Genomic DNA, 16739 nt, shown 5'->3' with positions numbered 1-16739 from the left:
CCCCCTGGCACATCCCGCCGCGGTCGTTCGCGGGCTCTCTCCGTCATACGTGGGCGCGCCCGGATCGGTTCGCGCCACACGCGCGCGACACCGCCCGCGTGTAACACGGGGGAACGCACGCATTACTCTCATTGACTACTACTCTCCATAGTGGAGTGAGCCCGGTCGACATGGAGGACCCCGTGACTGCCCTGAAAGCCACCACTGCGTCGAAGCCGCGGCGGCGTGCCGTGACAGTTGCCGCACTCGCCGCGGGCGCGGTGCTCGCGCTGTCGGGTTGCGGCGCCGGTCAGGTCTCGCAGACCGCCACCCAGGTCGCCGCCGTCAACGGCAACAGTGCGAATGTCGGTTCCATCGCGCTGCGCAACGTGCGCTTCCTGCTGCCGCAGACCGAAGAGTTCAACAACGCCAAGGGCGGTAAGGCCGTGCTGGCCTTCAGCGCCATCAACCTGAGCGACAGCAAGACCGACGAACTGGTCAGCATCAGCACCGATCTGGGCCAGGTCAAGCTGGCCGAAAAGATCGAGATCAAGCCGTCGGGCACCGTCGTCGCCGACAAGCCGACCGCCAAGGACGCGGCCCAGGCCGCCGCGGTGCACGAGCAGAACGAGGGCCAGGGCGCCTCGGACAAGGTCACCGATCCGGCCGCCAAGCCGGTCCTGATCGAGGTCACCGGCCTGACCAAGGACGTCGCCCCCGGCCTCACCTACCCGCTGACCTTCGTCTTCAAGGAGGGCGGCACCGTCGTCGTCAACGTCCCGGTCGACGCCGGCGCGAACAACCCGCGCAAGGAGCCCGTGAAGGCTGGCGAGCACTGACCTCGCGCCGAATCTACGACGGTGCCCGCCCCGGACTTCCGGGGCGGGCACCGTCGTATTCGGGCGCGGTGTGCCGGAGGTTGTCGGGGGCGCTGATTAGGCTGCGCGGGTGGCCAAGGTGAAATCGCTGTACCGATGCGCGGAGTGTTCGCACGAGGTCGCCAAATGGGTTGGGCGGTGCCCGGATTGCGGCGGATGGGGGACCATCGAGGAGGTGGCGTCCTCGTCGGCGGCGGTGGCCGTGGGGCGGCGGGCGATGCTGCCGAGCACGGCGGCGGTGCCGATTTCGACGATCGATTCGAACAAGACGCACGCCCGGGGCACGGGCGTCTCCGAGCTGGATCGGGTGCTGGGCGGGGGGATCATTCCCGGGTCGGTGGTGCTGCTGTCGGGGGAGCCGGGGGTCGGGAAGTCGACACTGCTGCTCGAGGTGGCGCACCGGTGGGCGCGGGCGCGGGATGAGATCGCGCTGTACGTGACCGCGGAGGAGTCGGCGGGGCAGGTGCGGCTGCGGGCCGATCGGACCGGGGCGGTGCACGAAAAGGTGTACCTGGCCGCGGAATCGGATCTGGCGACCATTCTCGGGCACGTGGAACAGGTGAAACCCTCACTGCTGGTGGTGGACTCGGTGCAGACCATGCTGGCCGCCGACGCGGACGGCGTGATCGGCGGTGTCACCCAGGTGCGGTCGGTGACGGCGGCGCTCACCTCGCTGGCCAAGGCCAGCGGGATCGCGGTGCTGCTGGTCGGGCACGTCACCAAGGACGGCGCGGTGGCCGGTCCGCGCACGCTCGAGCACCTGGTGGACGTGGTGCTGCAGTTCGAGGGGGACAAGCACTCGTCGCTGCGTATGGTGCGCGGCATCAAGAACCGTTTCGGCAGCACCGACGAGGTCGGCTGCTTCGAGATGCGGGAGGCCGGAATCCATTGCGTGGACGACCCTTCGGGGCTGTTCCTGCATCATCGGACCGACTCGGTGCCGGGCACCGCGGTGACGGTCGCCATGGACGGCAAGCGGCCCATGCTGGGCGAGGTGCAGGGGCTCACGGTGGACACCCAGGCGCCCGCGCCGCGGCGCGCGGTGAGCGGGCTGGACTACAACCGCGTTTCCATGGTCCTGGCGGTCCTGCAGAGCCGCGGGGGCGTGTTCGTGGGCAAGCAGGACGTCTACGCGGCCACCGTGGGCGGTATGCGGCTCGTCGAGCCCGCCGCGGATCTGGCTGTCGCGCTTGCCATCGCGAGCGCCAGCCAGGATCAGGCGCTGCCCAAGGGGATGGTGGCGCTGGGCGAGGTGGGTCTGGCGGGCGAGGTGCGGCAGGTGACCGGGCTGACGCGGCGGCTCGCGGAGGCGGAGCGGCTGGGCTTCACCGAGGCGCTGGTGCCGCCGGGCGTGGAACGCACCGGGCGCAGCATGACTTTGCGCGAGGTGACCGATATTCGTGCGGCCCTTACCGTTACCGGACTGCGCCGACGACGGCGCGCGGACGTCCCCGCGGCTGAGTTCGATGAAAGAGCGGCGGAGTGACAGCCGAAATCGAAAACGGCGGGTGAACCGAATTCGATCGAGAAAGGAATTCGGTTCACAATTACCGGAATTCTCGAATAGCGCGAGGGCTGGATTCAGGCGATATTGAACGGTTCCGGCGAGCTACGGACCGAACCGAGCTGGGCCACAACGGTGTAGGGGCCCGCCGGAACCGGGACCCGGTCGCCGGCGCAGCTGGGCTGGGACGTGGACCCGGACCAGGTGACGGTGAAAGCGGCCTGCTGGCCGGGGGCCAGAGTGCGCATGTCGGGGGTGCCGTCCGGGTAGCAGTCGGTGCTGGACCACAGCTTGCGCTGGCCGTCCAGGGACTGCACCTGGACCAGTTGCAGCCCCGATCCCATGTCGCGTTCGCAGGCGGCACTGGAGATATTGGTGATGACGATGCCGAACTGCGGCTGCTCGCCGGTCTTGTAGGTGGGCTGCCCGACGGTGACCTTCACGGCCAGCGACTGGTCGGGGCACTGGCCCTGCGCGCCCGCCGGGGCGGCGCCGCTCGAGGTCGCGCCGGACGGCTTGGCGGAGCTCGGATCCGGCGCGCCCGAGGTGCCGCTCGGGGGCTTGCCACCCGAGGTGGCGCTGGAACTGGTGGCCGCCTTGGCATCCGGCTTGCTGTCGCCGCCGCCCTTCAGCAGCGCGAAGGCGCCCCAGACGACCAGCGCGAGCGCGATCACCAGCGCACCGATCGCGGCAGCGCGGCGACGCCAGTAGATTTCCGGTGGCAGTGGTCCGTTCGGTTCCAGCACGGTGACAACGGTAAGGGCAGCGTCCGGATCACCCCCGGCAGGGTCTCGGCGTGTCGGACGTGAAAGCGCCTACGGGGACGGTAAATTCCGCCGCCCGCCTCGGCGATCCGCACAACTCCGGCGTCGCACTCTCCTCTCGTGGCCCGTGCCCACTGCTACAGCAACGGGCACGGGAGATTCGGAGAGTCAGACCACCTCGCCGATATTGCCGATGACGCGGTGCAGCTTGATCTCGCCGTCCTCGAGGTTGTAGGTGACGCAGGCGATGGCGCACTCGCCGGTGGCCACGCGCTGGGAGATGATCATCGACCGCTGCATGAGCAGGCGGGCGGTCTCCTCGACGTGGCGGGCCTCGAGTTCGTCGACCGATTCCAGGCCCTCGCGGCGGCCGATCAGGATGGACGGGGTGACCCGTTCGACGACCGAGCGGATGAAGCCGCCGGGCACATTGCCGTGGTCGAGGGCGTCGATGGTGGCCCGGACCGCGCCGCAGCTGTCGTGGCCGAGCACCACGATGAGCGGCACGTTCAGCACCTGCACGCCGTATTCGATGGAGCCCAGCACCGACGAGTCGATGACGTGGCCGGCGGTGCGGACCACGAACATGTCGCCCAGACCCTGGTCGAAGATGATCTCGGCGGCGACCCGGGAGTCGCCGCAGCCGAACAGGACGGCGCCGGGCTGCTGCCCGGCCATGAGCTTGGCCCGAGCGACGGCCCCCTGGCTAGGGTGCTGCAACGTGCCTGTGACGAAGCGCTCGTTGCCTTCGCGCAGGGCCTTCCAGGCACTGATCGGGTTGCTATGCGGCATGCGTCCCATTTTCCACAGACCCGTGGTTACCGGCGAGTCTTCGGCGTTACGGTCCGGCAAAGACGCGCCGACCGCGCCACGGGATGCCCGGTGAGCCGCCGGTTTCAGTGGCCGCGTTCTACGGATACCATCTAGAACGGTCGAGAGGAGCCATGTGTGCCTCGAATGCCAAGGCGACGACTGATTTCGGGACGGTTGGGGTAACTCCCCGGGTACGTCCGAAATCCGGCCACTGATCGACTGCCGGCCCGATGCGAAAACGGCCACGCTCCCCACGGTCGGCAAAAGTCCCGGAGAGGCGGAACAGAACAGACTTGGACAGCGACGCGCTCATCGACTGGTACGGGGAGACCGCGCGGGATCTGCCGTGGCGGCGGCCCGGGGTTTCCGCGTGGCAGATCTTGATGAGCGAGATCATGCTGCAGCAGACGCCGGTGGTGCGGGTGGAGCCCATCTGGCGGGAGTGGGTGGCCCGGTGGCCGGTGCCCTCGGCCATGGCCGCCGAGTCGTCGGGTGAGGTGCTGCGGGCCTGGGGCAAGCTCGGGTATCCGCGACGCGCGCTGCGGTTGCACGAGTGCGCGGGCGTGCTGGCGCGCGAGCACGGCGACGTGGTGCCCGCCGATGTGGACGTCCTGCTCGGCCTGCCCGGCATCGGCGCGTACACCGCGCGGGCCGTGGCGTGTTTCGCCTACGGGCAGCGAGTTCCGGTGGTGGACACCAATGTTCGCCGGGTGGTGGCGCGGGCCGTGCACGGCCGCGCGGACGCCGGGAATCCGGCCGCGCGGGATCTCGTCGAGACCGAGGCGCGGCTGCCCGCCAAGGTCGATCGGGCCGCCGTCATGTCGGCCGCGTTGATGGAATTGGGTGCGCTGGTGTGCACCGCCCGCACTCCCGATTGCGAGCGTTGCCCGTTGCCCAGGTGCGCCTGGGTCGCCGCGGGACGTCCGGCCTCGGAGGTCGTTCGCCGGGTTCAGAAATACGAGGGGACCGACCGGCAGGCGCGTGGACGGCTGCTCGACGTGCTGCGGGACGCCTCGGGACCGGTGGAACGGGTTCGCCTGGATCTGGCTTGGACTCGCGATCCGGGACAGCGGGATCGAGCCCTGGACTCGCTGCTGGTGGACGGTCTCATCGAGCAGACCGCCGAGGGTTTGTTCGCGCTGGCGGGCGAGGGCAGCTGACCCGCGAACGCCCCTCCCGGGTCGAGGGGTTGTGTGGTCCGGGAGGGGCGCGCGGGGGCGATCTACCGCCCCTCATGCGGTAGATCGCGCAAACTCGTCACAGGGTTTCGCTTCGGCGCGCGAAACTTCAGGCGGCGACGAGTGCTCTTCGAGCGGATCCGGCGCGACGATTGCGCGTGCGGGCGCCGACGACGCGGCAGATCAGGTAGATCGTGAACGAGATGGTGGTGACGAAGGTCGAGATCGGCACGCCGGGGGCCAGCGACAGCAGAATGCCGCCGACGGCCGCGATTTCGGCGAACACGATCGAGAGCACCGCGACCCGGACGGGACTGGCGGTGAGCTGCGCGGCCGCCGCGGCCGGGGTGATGAGCAGCGACAGCACCAGCAGCGCGCCGACGATCTGCACGCCGAAGGCGGCGGTCACGCCGAGCAGCACCGCGAAGACGATGGACAGCGCCCGCACCGGAACCCCACGCGCCACCGCCACTTCCGGGTCGGAGCTGGCGAACAGCAGCGGGCGGTAGATCGCGGCCAGCACCACCAGCACGGCCGCGGTGCTGGTGGCCAGCATGCCCAGGCCGGAATTGCCGACGCTCACCACCTGGCCGGTGAGCAGCGAGAACTTGGAGCCCGCGCGTTCGGGGCCGAGCCACAGGAACAGCACGGACAGGCCGAGGCCGAAGGACAGCACCACCGCGATGACCGAATCGCGTTCGCGGGCACGGGAACCCAGCACGCCGAACAGCACCGCGGCCACCACCGAACCGAAGATGGCGCCCAGGCCGACGCCGACGCCCGCCAGCAGCGCGGCGGCCGCGCCGGTCAGCGAGAGTTCGCTGGTGCCGTGCACGGCGAAGGACATCTGGCGGCTGATGATGAGCGGGCCGATGGCGCCGGCCAGCAGGCCGAGCAGCGCGGCGGCGATGACGGCCTGCTGCACGAAGTCGTAGGAGAGCAGGTGCGCGGTGGTCGAGACATCGAACATCTGCGAGAACAGCTTGGAGAGTTTGTCGATCATGCCCGCGCCTCGCTCCGGTGCTCGCCGTGGTTGTGCCGGTTTTCGCCGTGGCAGTGGGCAGCGCCGGATTCGCCGAGCGCGTCCATGGCGTCGCCGGTGCCGACCACGACCAGGCGGCCGCGTACCCGCAGCACATCCACCTCGGTGCCGTACAGCTCCGACAGCGTCTCGGAGTTCATGACCTCGTCGGGCGTGCCGATCCGGAACTGCCCGTCGACCAGATACAGCACCCGATCCACCAGCGGCAGAATGGGATTGATCTCGTGCGTCACGAACAGCACGGCGGTGTCGTGACTGCGCCGCCGCTTGTCGATGAGCTCGGACACCAGCCGCTGATTGGCCAGATCCAGCGACAGCAGCGGCTCGTCACACAGCAGCACCTTCGGATCTCCCGCGAGCGCCTGCGCGACCCGCAGCCGCTGCTGCTCGCCACCGGAGAGCGCGTCCAATGGCGCGTAGGCGAACTGCTCCGCTCCGACGGCCGAGATCGCCTCGGCCACTTTGCGTTTACGGTGGTTGCGCCCCCGGAACCCGATTCCCCAGCGGTGTCCGTCCACGCCCAGCCCCACCAGATCGACGCCGCGTAACTGCGCCCCACCTTCGATGGTCTTCTGCTGCGGCACATACCCGATGGCCGGATTCCCCAGCCGCGCAGGCGCTCCCGCGACTTCGGCGGTCCCCGCGCTCAACGCCACCTGTCCCCACAGCATCCGCAGCATCGAGGTCTTCCCGGACCCATTGGGCCCCAGCACCGCAATGAACTCCCCGGCCTCGACCTCGAGGTCCAGCCCCTCCCAGAGAGTCCGCTCCCCGAACGACAGCCGCGCCCCCGAAAGCCGCACCGCGGGCGTACCGGACTGCCTACCGCGCTCGGTCGCGGACGCAGCCAGAGCTTCGCTCGCCCCGCAGCGGTCGGCGACATCCGAATCTCGACCGTGATCGCCGGAATCGGAGATCCTCGCGCCCGGCTGCGCCGCGGCGGCATTCGAGTCGTCGCGCGGCGCCGGCCGGTCGACCGGCGCCGAGGTGGCGTCCGCCCGTGTGATATCAGTGGTGAGTGAGTCCGTCTGCCCCGGGTGGTCGGCGCGGCCCGCGCGGCCGGAGGGGGTGCGGGGGCGGGCACCGGTGAGGGCGCAGCCGGGTTTGGGGGTGGTGACGGCGGTGGTGGCCGGGGCGTCGGGGTTCGCGGACATGGTGGTGCTCCCGGTTGGGGCGGAACGGGTTTCGGATACGGCGCTGCCGCCGGGCGCGGGGTGGGCGCTCGGCGACAGCGGGGCGGTCCGGTCGTTCAGCGGGGTTCCTGCACTGCGGGGTTGAACTCGGCGGGTTGACGGTTTATGCCAGGGCCTTGGCCAGCGACTGGGCGTTGCCGGTCATCCAGGTGACGTAGTCCTGGCCCGCGGGCAGGGTTTCGGTGACCTCGACGACGGTGACGCCGGACTTGTCGGCGGTGGCGCGCAGCTCCTTGGTGAGCTTGTCCTCGGTTTGGACGTTGTAGACCAGGGCGCGAACCTGCTTGGCGGTCAACAGGTCCCGCACGGCGGCCACGTCGGCGGGCGCCGGGTCGGTGCCCTGCTCGACGGCCTCCTGGAAGGCGTGCGGGGTCTTGTCGTCGGCCTTGGCGGCGGTCAGCATGTACGCGGCCAGCGGCTCGGTCTGCAGGACCGGCTGGTTCGGGTGCTCGGCGGCGATCTTGGCGGTGACGGCTTCGATCGGAGCCAGCTTGGCGGCGAAGGCCGCGGCGCGGTCGGTGTAGGCCTGCTTGTGCTCCGGGTCGAGCTGGCCGAGGGCGTCGGCGATGTGCTCGGCGATGTGGCCGACCTGGTGCACGTTGTACCAGACGTGCTCGTTGGCCTCGTGGTCGTGACCGGCGGTCTCCGCCTTCGCGGGAGCCGGTGCGGCAGCGCCGGTTCCGTGATCGTGGTCGCCCTCGGTCGCGATGTCGAAGGCGTTCACGGTCTTCTTGTCCTTGCCCGCGATGGCCTTGTCGATGAATTCGTCGTAGTGGCCGCCGTTGTAGACGACCAGCTTGGCGTCGGTGATCTTGGCGGCGTCGGCGGGGGAGACCTCGAAGGAGTGCGGGTCCACGCTCGGATCGCTGATGATCGATTCGACCTGCACGTCCGGTCCGGCGACGGCCTTGGTGATATCGCCCCAGACATTGGTGGAGGCGACGACGGAGAGCTGATCGGAACTCTTGGCACTGCCGCAGGCCGTCAGGGTGGCGACGGTGGCGAGTCCGGCGGCGAACACGGCAAAACCTCGGGCAAAGCTTCTGGTCACGCTGGGCACTCCTGGCACTGCGGCTTACTAGAAACGAAAACGATTGCCATTTGAATGTAGCGCAAACGACCGCTAGGTCCCTAGCTCGGAGTTGAAGATGTGGCCCGCGACACGAAAGGCCCGGAGAGTGAACCGCTCTCCGGGCCTTCGATTCGAGAATATCCCTAGGTCAGCGCCGGGACGGGCTGGCTGAGCAACTGCGCGCAGCGCAGCAGGCCGAGGTGACTGTAGGCCTGCGGGTGATTGCCCAGCGAGCGTTCGGCAACCGGGTCGTACTCCTCAGAGAGCAGACCGGTCGGTCCCGCCACATCCACCAGCTGCGCGAACAACGCCTCGGCGTCCTCCCGCTTGCCGATCAGCAGGTACGCCTCGACCAGCCAGGCCGCGCACAGGTGGAACCCGCCCTCGCCGCCGGGCAGCCCGTCGTCGTGGTGGTACCGGTACACGGTCGACCCGCTGCGCAGTTCGGCCTCGGTCGCCACCACGGTGGCCGCGAAGCGCGGATCCGAGGGATCGATGAGCCCGGACAGCCCGATGTGCAGCGTGGCGGCGTCCAGGTCGGTGCCGTCGTAGGCCGCGGTGTAGGACTGCACCTCGTCGTTCCAGCCCTCGGCCTTGACCTCGTCGGAGATGGTGTCGCGCAACGTCTCCCAGTCCGGGTCGGCGGGCCGGGCGAACTGCTTGGCCAGGGTGAGCGCCCGGTCCACGGTGAGCCAGCCCATGACCTTGGAGTACACGTGGTGGCGCGGATTGCCGCGGATCTCCCAGATGCCGTGGTCGGGTTCGCGCCAGCGCCGCTGCACCGCGGAAACCATGGCGTGCACCAGTTCCCAGTCCATATCGGGCAGCGCCTTGGCGGGATCGTTGATGCCCTTGCGTTCGCGCGCGTGGGCCAGCTGGGAGATGAGGTCCACGATGGGCCCGAACACGTCCAGCTGCACCTGCATGTTCGCGGCGTTGCCGACGCGCACCGGCCGCGAGCCGGCGTAGCCGGGCAGCTGGTCGATGACGGCCTCGGGCGGCAGGGTCTCGCCGTAGAGCGTGTAGAGCGGGTGCAGGCGTTCGGGACCGGGCAGGGTCTCGAGCACCCGGTGCACCCAGGCCAGCAGGTCCTCGGCCTCGCCGAGCGAACCCAGCGAGACCAGTGCGGACGCGGTGAGCGAGGCGTCGCGCAGCCAGCAGTAGCGGTAGTCCCAGTTGCGCACGCCGCCGATGTCCTCGGGCAGCGAGGTGGTGGCCGCGGCCAGGATGGAGCCGGACGGCGCGTGCACCAGCCCGCGCAGGGTGAGCGCGGAGCGTTTCATGAGATCGGGCTTGAGCGGCGGCAGTTCCAGGGTGCCGACCCATTCGCCCCAGTACCGTTCGGCTTCCCGGCGGCGGTCGGCCTCGGGCCGCATGGCGGGCGCGAGATCGGAGGTGCCGCAGCGCATCTCCAGCACGATCGGGCCCTGGCGCGGGTCGACCACGGCGCGGGCGGTGTGGTGGTTGCCCTCGTCGATGATCTCCCACTCGACACCGGGGGAGCGCAGCACGATGGGATCGTTGGTGCCCTCCACCTTGATGCCGCCGGTGGCCAGCACCAGCCGCACCGGCACCTGCCCGAATTCGGGGCGCGGCGCGAAGGTGATGACGGCCTTGGCGTCACCGGTGATGACGCGGGTCAGATCGGTGCGCTCGGGCACCACGTCGTGCGGCAGGTAGTCGACGACCTGCAAACTGGACCAACGGGTTTCGACGGTCATGGTGCCGTCGACATAGCGCTGGGACAGCGGCAGGCTCGCGCGCTCGGGCTGAATGGTGAAGTGGCCCGCGCCCTGCCCGCCCAGCAGGTGGGCGAAGACGGCTGCGGAGTCGGGTTCGGGGTGGCACAGCCAGGTGACGGTGCCGTCGGGGGTGACCAGGGCCTTGGAACGCGGGCTGGCCAGCATGGTCAGCCGTTCGATTCGAGGGGCGCTGGCACCTGCCAACCACGTGCGGCGCTCCTCCAGTAGGAACGCCAGCGCCTTCGACACCTCCTCGGTGCTGGCCACGCGGAATTCGGCCTGGGATTCACCATCGCCGACCTTGATACCGACATCCGGCCCCGAAAGCCGTTTGAACGCCTTCTCATCGGTGACGTCGTCGCCGATGAACAGCGCCGCCGAGGCGCCCTGCTGATGCCGGACGATATCGAGCGCCGCGCCCTTGTCGGTCTCGACGACCGCGAGCTCGATGACCTCCTTGCCCTCGGTGGTCTGCACGCCGACCCAGCTGGCCGGGCCCTGGCGCACCGCAACCAGTGCGCGGCGGCCGATTTCGGGGCTGGCATTGCGGACGTGCAGGGCCACGCTGGCCGGTTTGATCTCGACGGTCGCGCCCGGATTGTCCTGAGCGATCTGGGTCAGAGTCGTGGTGACCTCGGCCAGTAGCTGTTTGGCGTCGTTGTCGATGGCGTGCACGAAGCCGACATCGAATTCCGAACCGTGACTTCCGATCAGCTGCACCTCGACGGGCAATCGGGACAGGGCCGCGAGATCGCGCAGGGCGCGACCGGAGATCACGGCGGCGGTGGTTCCGGTGAGTCCGGCGAGAGCGCGCAGGGCGCTCACCGACTCACGATGGGGATATGCCTTCGTCGGGTCGGAGACGATGGGCGCGATCGTCCCGTCGTAGTCCGAAGCGACCAGCAACCGTGGCACGCGGGCGATGGCCGACAGGGCACGGCGAAGTTCGAGTGACAAATCCTGTGCGCTCACGCATCCAACCTAATGATCGGAGGAGATTTTTCAGGGCGCGAGTGATGCTACTGGGTCTTGGTTGCCCGCTTGTGTGTGCGGTGATACATAGCGTTTACAAGACACTTCCGCGGCGTTCACGCGAAATGTGAGACTCGCGCGGGTTGCTCCTGATTCACCCTGGCTGACCTGCGCTGTTCCAGCAAACGAAACAGGGGCTGCCCAGTTCTCCGGACCGGGCAGCCCCTGTGACTCCGTGCAAACGCACGGCTGCGTTTGCGCTCCCCCGCCTCTCCGCGCCTTCAGCGGGCGGCTGGGTGCCGTCGGGGTTGGCAACCCGTGCCGGCGGTTGGGAGCCGAACCGATTCTGGGCGTACCCGGGGAGTTGCCCCGAATCTCGCCAGATCAGTTGTCGCGTCAGGAGACACCTGAGGCTTGGTTGCCGATGAGCAAGTCGACGGTCAGCTCGAGGCGTTCGGTGACGTCGGTGGCGGAGGCGCGGCGGGTGAGCCAGGCGACCAGGTTCGAGAGCCAGACGTCGGAAATGACTCGGGCGATGGCCAACTGGCGGTCGGAGGGGACCTCGTCGGACAGGGCGCGGGCGAAGAAGCGGTCCATCACCTTGCCGACCCGATCGACCTCGGCGGCCGCGGAGGCGTCGGCGAACATGAAGGCGCGGGTCATGGCCTCGGTGAGCAGCGGGTCGCGCTGCATGGCGCGGGTGACCTGGTTGAGCAGCAGGTGCATGCGCTCCTGCGCGGTGGCGCCGGCGAGGGGCTTGCGGCGGCCCTCGAACTGCTCGAATTCCCGGGCCAGCGCGGACACCAGCAGGTGCACCTTGGACGGGAAGTAGCGGTAGAGGGTGCCGACGGCGACATCGGCGCGCTCGGCCACGGCCCGCATCTGGACCGCGTCGTAGCCGCCCTTGGATGCCAGTGCGAGGGTGGCGTCGAGGATGCGCTTGCGCCGGTCGCGCTGCGCCGCCGAGCTCAAGTCCTCCTCGCTGAGGGTGGTGACGGGCGCGGTGCGTCCACCGGGCGCCGACGCGGTGCGTCCGGTATCGGCACCGTCGGCGGCCTGCGATCGGGAGGGACTGGCCATCGGTTGAAAGTCCTTTCCTGCACACGAGTTCGTACCGCGACCGGACGGCGCTTGACTTCAGCCCGGCTCGAACATTAGAACATGTTCTAGGAGTGGAAGTCACGCCGGAAAGGCGGTATGGAGTGTGACCATAGCCACCACTGACGAGAATAAAGCCGTCCAGGAGTCGATGCGCGGATGGGCCGCCGCGGTGCGCCCAATTGCAACACTGCGTTCAGGTGCGCCGGAATTCTGGCGCGAATACTGGCCGCGCCTGGCCGATCTCGGAGTTTTCCGGGTCGCGGTGCCGGAAGAGGCCGGGGGCGCGGGTGGGACCGTCGGGGATCTGGCTGTCCTGGTGGAGCAGGCGGCGCATGACCTGGTCGGCGGACCGGTGCTCTCGACGGCATTGGCGGGACTTGTCACCGGCGAGGCGCTCGACGAGATTACGCCATGCGGCGTCGCGCTCGGGGGCGAAATCGCAATATCGGTGGGCGAATCCGGAGCCTCGGTGTCCGGTGAGTGGGACTCGGTTCCGGGTGCCGCTCCGGGTGCCGCGGTGCTGGTCCCGGTGCGCGATGGCGACCGGCACCTGTGGGCGCTGATCGACGGTGACGCCGCGGGGCTGCGGGTGGAGCCGCTGGCCGGGCTGGACCAGAGCGTGCCGCTGGCGCGCGTGGTCTGTACCGAGGTCGCGGTGGCCGCGGATCGCCTTTTCGAACCGGACTTTTCGGTACTCGACGCGGCCGCCACGCTGGTCGCCGCGGAGGCGGCGGGCATCGCGGGCTGGTGCCTGGAGACCGCCACCGAATACGCGAAGGTGCGCGAGCAGTTCGGGCGCAAGATCGGCGAATTCCAAGCGATCAAGCACATCTGCGCGTGGATGCTGTGCCGGGCCGAGCAGATTCGCGCGGTGGCAGCCGATGCCGCCGCCGCCTTCGATTCCGGAAGCACGGAACTGCGTCTGTCCGCGGCCGTCGCCCTGGCGGTTGCGCTGGACGCCGCGGTGGAGAACGCCAAGGACTGCATTCAGGTACTGGGCGGCATCGGTTTCACCTGGGAGCACGACGCGCATCTGTATCTGCGCCGCGCCACCGCGCTGCGGCAGCTGCTGGGCGGATCGGCGCGCTGGCGCGCCCGGGTCGCCGAGCTGACGCTGGCGGGCGTGCGCCGCACGGTCAGCATCGATCTGGGCGACGGCGAGGCCGGATCGGCTTGGGAGGCGGCCGGTTTGGACGCCGCCGAGGCGGCCGTGCTCGGCGCCGACCTGGCCGAGATCGCCGCGCTGCCGGAGGCCGAGCGGCGCCTGGCGCTGGCCGAGGCCGGGCTGCTGGCCTCGCACTGGCCCGCGCCCTACGGTCGCGGCGCGGGTCCGATCCTGCGCACGCAGATCGACGATCAGATCCGCAAGGCGGGTATCGCACTGCCGGACATCGCGATTGCCAACTGGGCGATCCCGACGCTGTTGCAGTGGGGCACGCCCGAGCAGATCGAGCGCTACGCCATGCCGACGCTGACCGGCGAGGTCATCTGGTGCCAGCTGTTCTCCGAGCCGGGCGCGGGTTCGGACCTGGCGGCGCTGCGCACGGTGGCCGAGCGGGTCGAGGGCGGCTGGAAGCTGCGCGGTCAGAAGGTGTGGACCTCGCTGGCGGATCGGGCGACGTGGGGCATCTGCCTGGCGCGCACCGACGCGTCCGCGCCGAAGCACAAGGGCATCAGTTACTTCCTGGTCGATATGAAGAGCGCGGGGCTGGATATCCGGCCGCTGGTGGAGATCACCGGCGAGGCGCGCTTCAACGAGGTCTTCCTCGATGACGTGTTCGTTCCGGACGAATGCTTGGTCGGCGAACTGGGCAATGGTTGGAAGATTGCCCGCTCCACGCTTTCGGCCGAGCGAGTCGCCATGGGCGGCAAGGGAATCGGCGATGAGCTGGAGGCCCTGATCGCGGCCGCACCGGCCTCGGGTCCGGGTGCGGAACTGGTCGCGGACCGTCTGGGCGCGCTCATTTCAGAATCGGTTGCCGGAACTTTGCTAGAAGCCCGTGCGGCGCAAAAACTGCTGACCGGTGGGGACCCCGCCGCGCAAAGCAGCGTTCGAAAACTGGTCGGTGTCCGACATCGGCAGGCGGTGGCCGAATTTGCCGTCGAATTGTCCGGTGCGGCGGGCGCTCTGGAAACCGATGTGGTGAAAGAATTCCTGCTCACACGCTGTTTGTCGATTGCGGGCGGTACCGAGCAGATTCTGTTGACCGTCGCTGGTGAACGGATCCTCGGGCTGCCACGCGAGTCGCACGGCTAGCCCACACCTCAACCGGGAGCATTGAATTGGACTTCACCAGGGACGAGAGCCAGGACGCTGTCGCCGAGGTTGTCGTAAGTTTGCTGGAACGCGAGAGCGCGCGCGATATCGCGCTGTGGCCGGTCATTTCGGGCAGCGGCCTGCTGGCCGTGCCGCTGCCCGAGAAATTCGGCGGCGACGATATGGGCCTGCTCGAGGTCTCGGCCATGCTCACCGAGCTGGCCACCGACGCCGTGCAGGTGCCCGCGCTCACCACGCTGGGCTTCGGCGTGCTGCCGCTGAAGGCGATCGGCGTGCCGGATGCCCTGGCGGAGAAGCTGTTTCCCGCCGTCGCCGAGGGCGCGGTGCTGACCGCGGCCCTGCACGAGACCGGCTCGCCGTTCACCGTGAAGCCGGAGACCACCGCGGTCACCGACGGCGCGAGCGTGCGGATCAGCGGCCACAAGGTGTCGGTGCCCTACGCCGACACCGCGCGTTGGATCCTGGTGCCCACCGACAACGGCATCGCCGTGGTGGACGGTGACGCCGCGGGCATCACCCGCACCCAGAGCCCGACTTCCGATGGCGTGCCCGAGTTTTCGATCCAGTTCGACGAGGTGCGGATCCCGGCCGAGCAATTGCTCCCCGGCGGTTTGACCGAATTGCACCGGTTCGCGCTGGCGGGCATCGGCGCGGTGGCCGACGGCCTGCTCAAGGGCGTGGTCGCGCTGACCGCCGAGCACGTGCGCACCCGCCAGCAGTTCGGCCGCCCGCTGGCCGAATTCCAGGCCGTCGCACAGCAGATCGCCGATGTCTACGTGGTCTCGCGGACCCTGCACGTGGCCGCATGCTCGGCGGCCTGGGCGCTGGCCCAGGAGGAGCCGGACACCGAGCGCATCGACGACGACCTCGATGTGCTGGCCTTCGCGGTGGCCTCGGAGCTGCCCGCGGCCATGCAGAAGTGTCACCACCTGCACGGCGGTCTCGGCGTGGATATCACCCATCCGCTGCACCGCTACTACTCACAGGCCAAGGACATCGCCCGCTGGCTCGGCGGCGAATCGTTTCGGCTGGACCGATTGGGAGCCAGATGTTCATCGAACTGACCGCGGAACAGCGGCAGCTGCGCGACGAATTGCGCTCGTACTTCACCGGTCTCGTGACTCCCGAGGAGGAGGCCGAGATGAAGGTGAACCGCCACGGTGACGCCTACCGGGCGGTGGTCAAGCGCATGGGCCGGGACGGCAAGCTGGGTGTCGGCTGGCCCAAGGAGTACGGCGGGCAGGGCTTCGGACCGCTGGAACAGCAGATCTTCTACAACGAGGCGGTCCGGGCGGATGTGCCCGTGCCCCTGGTGACCCTGCTGACCGTCGGCCCGGCCCTGCAGTCCTACGGCACCGAGGAGCAGAAGCGGAAGTTCCTGCCCGGAATCCTCACCGGTGACGTCCATTTCGCCATCGGCTACTCCGAGCCGGACGCGGGCACCGACCTGGCGGCGCTGCGCACCTCGGCGGTGCGCGACGCCAACGGCGACTGGATCGTCAACGGGCAGAAGATCTTCACCACCGGTGCGCACGAGGCCGACTACGTCTGGCTGGCGGTGCGCACCGGTCCGGTCGAGGCGCGGCACCGGGCCATCACGATCCTGATCGTGGACACCAAGGATCCGGGCTACTCCTGGACCCCGATCATCACCGCCGACGGCGCGCACCACACCAACGCCACCTACTTCGACAATGTCCGCGTGCCCGCGAGCATGATGGTCGGCGAGGAGAACGGCGGCTGGAAGCTGATCACCACCCAGCTCAATCACGAGCGGGTGAGCCTGGGTCCGTCCGGCAAGATCGAGCAGCTCTACGAGGGCGTGCACGAGTGGGCGCAGAAGCAGGGCGTGCTCGGCGAGGCCGACGTGCGCCGCGCGCTGGGCCGGCTGCATGCCATGACCCGGCTGAACGAGCTGCTGAACTGGCAGGTGGCGTCCAATATGGAACGCCCCGATGCCGATCCGCGCGATGTCATCGCCGACGCCTCGGCGACCAAGGTGTACTCCACCGAGGCGCTGCAGCAGGCGGGCCGCATTGCCGAGGAGATCGTGGGCCGCTTCGGAGATCCCGCCGACCCGGCCACCGCGGAGCTGCTGGTCTGGCTGGACAAGCGCACCAAGCAGAACCTGGTGGTGACCTTCGGCGGCGGCGTCAACGAGGTCATGCGCGAGCTGATCGCCCAGATGGGCCTGCGGCTGCCGCGGGTTCCGCGCTAGATCGC

General features: G+C 69.3%; 13 protein-coding genes. 6 read left to right on the top strand and 7 right to left on the bottom strand.

Features of this window, described 5'->3' with window-relative positions; all coding sequences use genetic code 11:
* The first annotated feature begins 182 nt into the window (after positions 1–182).
* Positions 183–818 (top strand): copper chaperone PCu(A)C domain-containing protein, encoded by a 636-nt coding sequence (locus NS2_RS03925; RefSeq protein ID WP_052085978.1) that lies wholly within the window; start codon positions 183–185, stop codon positions 816–818.
* Positions 819–927: 109 nt separating this feature from the next.
* Positions 928–2343, top strand: coding sequence for a DNA repair protein RadA (radA, locus tag NS2_RS03920; protein ID WP_033085580.1), 1416 nt, complete (start codon positions 928–930; stop codon positions 2341–2343).
* Positions 2344–2438: 95 nt separating this feature from the next.
* On the opposite strand, the gene NS2_RS03915 is transcribed toward radA, so the two are convergent.
* Both NS2_RS03915 and NS2_RS03910 read right to left on the bottom strand, forming a co-directional pair.
* Complete coding sequence (locus NS2_RS03915) at positions 2439–3107, bottom strand: hypothetical protein (protein ID WP_033085581.1); 669 nt, start codon at positions 3105–3107, stop codon at positions 2439–2441.
* A gap of 186 nt (positions 3108–3293) precedes the next feature.
* Positions 3294–3917: a carbonic anhydrase gene (locus NS2_RS03910; RefSeq protein ID WP_036547629.1), complete on the bottom strand. Its 624-nt coding sequence runs from the start codon at positions 3915–3917 to the stop codon at positions 3294–3296.
* A 314-nt stretch (positions 3918–4231) separates the two neighbouring features.
* Between NS2_RS03910 and NS2_RS03905 the strand changes: the two genes are divergently transcribed.
* Complete coding sequence (locus NS2_RS03905) at positions 4232–5098, top strand: HhH-GPD family protein (RefSeq protein WP_033085583.1); 867 nt, start codon at positions 4232–4234, stop codon at positions 5096–5098.
* Between the two features lie 127 nt (positions 5099–5225).
* Here the strand turns inward: NS2_RS03905 and NS2_RS03900 are convergent, their stop codons facing one another.
* The 5 genes from NS2_RS03900 to kstR form a co-directional block, all read right to left on the bottom strand.
* Positions 5226–6119 carry a metal ABC transporter permease gene (locus NS2_RS03900; protein ID WP_033085584.1) on the bottom strand — a complete coding sequence of 298 codons (894 nt, stop codon included), beginning with the start codon at positions 6117–6119 and terminating at the stop codon, positions 5226–5228.
* A complete protein-coding gene (locus tag NS2_RS03895) occupies positions 6116–7009 on the bottom strand; it encodes a metal ABC transporter ATP-binding protein (RefSeq protein WP_147207075.1) in 894 nt (297 codons plus the stop codon). Before NS2_RS03895 ends, NS2_RS03900 begins: the two co-directional genes overlap by 4 nt.
* A 445-nt stretch (positions 7010–7454) precedes the next feature.
* Positions 7455–8402, bottom strand: a complete 948-nt coding sequence (locus NS2_RS03890) for a metal ABC transporter solute-binding protein, Zn/Mn family (protein ID WP_033085585.1) — start codon at positions 8400–8402, stop codon at positions 7455–7457.
* A 164-nt stretch (positions 8403–8566) separates the two neighbouring features.
* Positions 8567–11137 carry a trehalose-phosphatase gene (otsB, locus tag NS2_RS03885; protein WP_071811561.1) on the bottom strand — a complete coding sequence of 857 codons (2571 nt, stop codon included), beginning with the start codon at positions 11135–11137 and terminating at the stop codon, positions 8567–8569.
* Between the two features lie 396 nt (positions 11138–11533).
* Positions 11534–12217, bottom strand: coding sequence for a cholesterol catabolism transcriptional regulator KstR (gene kstR, locus NS2_RS03880; protein ID WP_033085587.1), 684 nt, complete (start codon positions 12215–12217; stop codon positions 11534–11536).
* A gap of 124 nt (positions 12218–12341) precedes the next feature.
* Here kstR and NS2_RS03875 point away from each other — a divergent pair, with 124 nt between their 5' ends.
* Genes NS2_RS03875 through NS2_RS03865 form a run of 3 tightly spaced genes read left to right on the top strand, consistent with a single transcriptional unit; the run spans position 12342 to position 16734 of the window.
* Positions 12342–14495 carry an acyl-CoA dehydrogenase family protein gene (locus NS2_RS03875; RefSeq protein WP_071343518.1) on the top strand — a complete coding sequence of 718 codons (2154 nt, stop codon included), beginning with the start codon at positions 12342–12344 and terminating at the stop codon, positions 14493–14495.
* 26 nt (positions 14496–14521) lie between these two features.
* Complete coding sequence (locus NS2_RS03870) at positions 14522–15580, top strand: acyl-CoA dehydrogenase family protein (protein ID WP_033085589.1); 1059 nt, start codon at positions 14522–14524, stop codon at positions 15578–15580.
* Positions 15565–16734, top strand: coding sequence for an acyl-CoA dehydrogenase family protein (locus NS2_RS03865; RefSeq protein ID WP_033085590.1), 1170 nt, complete (start codon positions 15565–15567; stop codon positions 16732–16734). The genes NS2_RS03870 and NS2_RS03865 overlap by 16 nt, the downstream gene beginning before the upstream one ends.
* The last annotated feature ends 5 nt before the right edge of the window (positions 16735–16739 follow it).

It is taken from the genome of Nocardia seriolae NBRC 15557 (assembly GCF_007990715.1).
GTDB classification, from domain to species: Bacteria; Actinomycetota; Actinomycetes; order Mycobacteriales; family Mycobacteriaceae; genus Nocardia; species Nocardia seriolae.
This window is presented reverse-complemented; position numbering and strand designations above follow the sequence as displayed.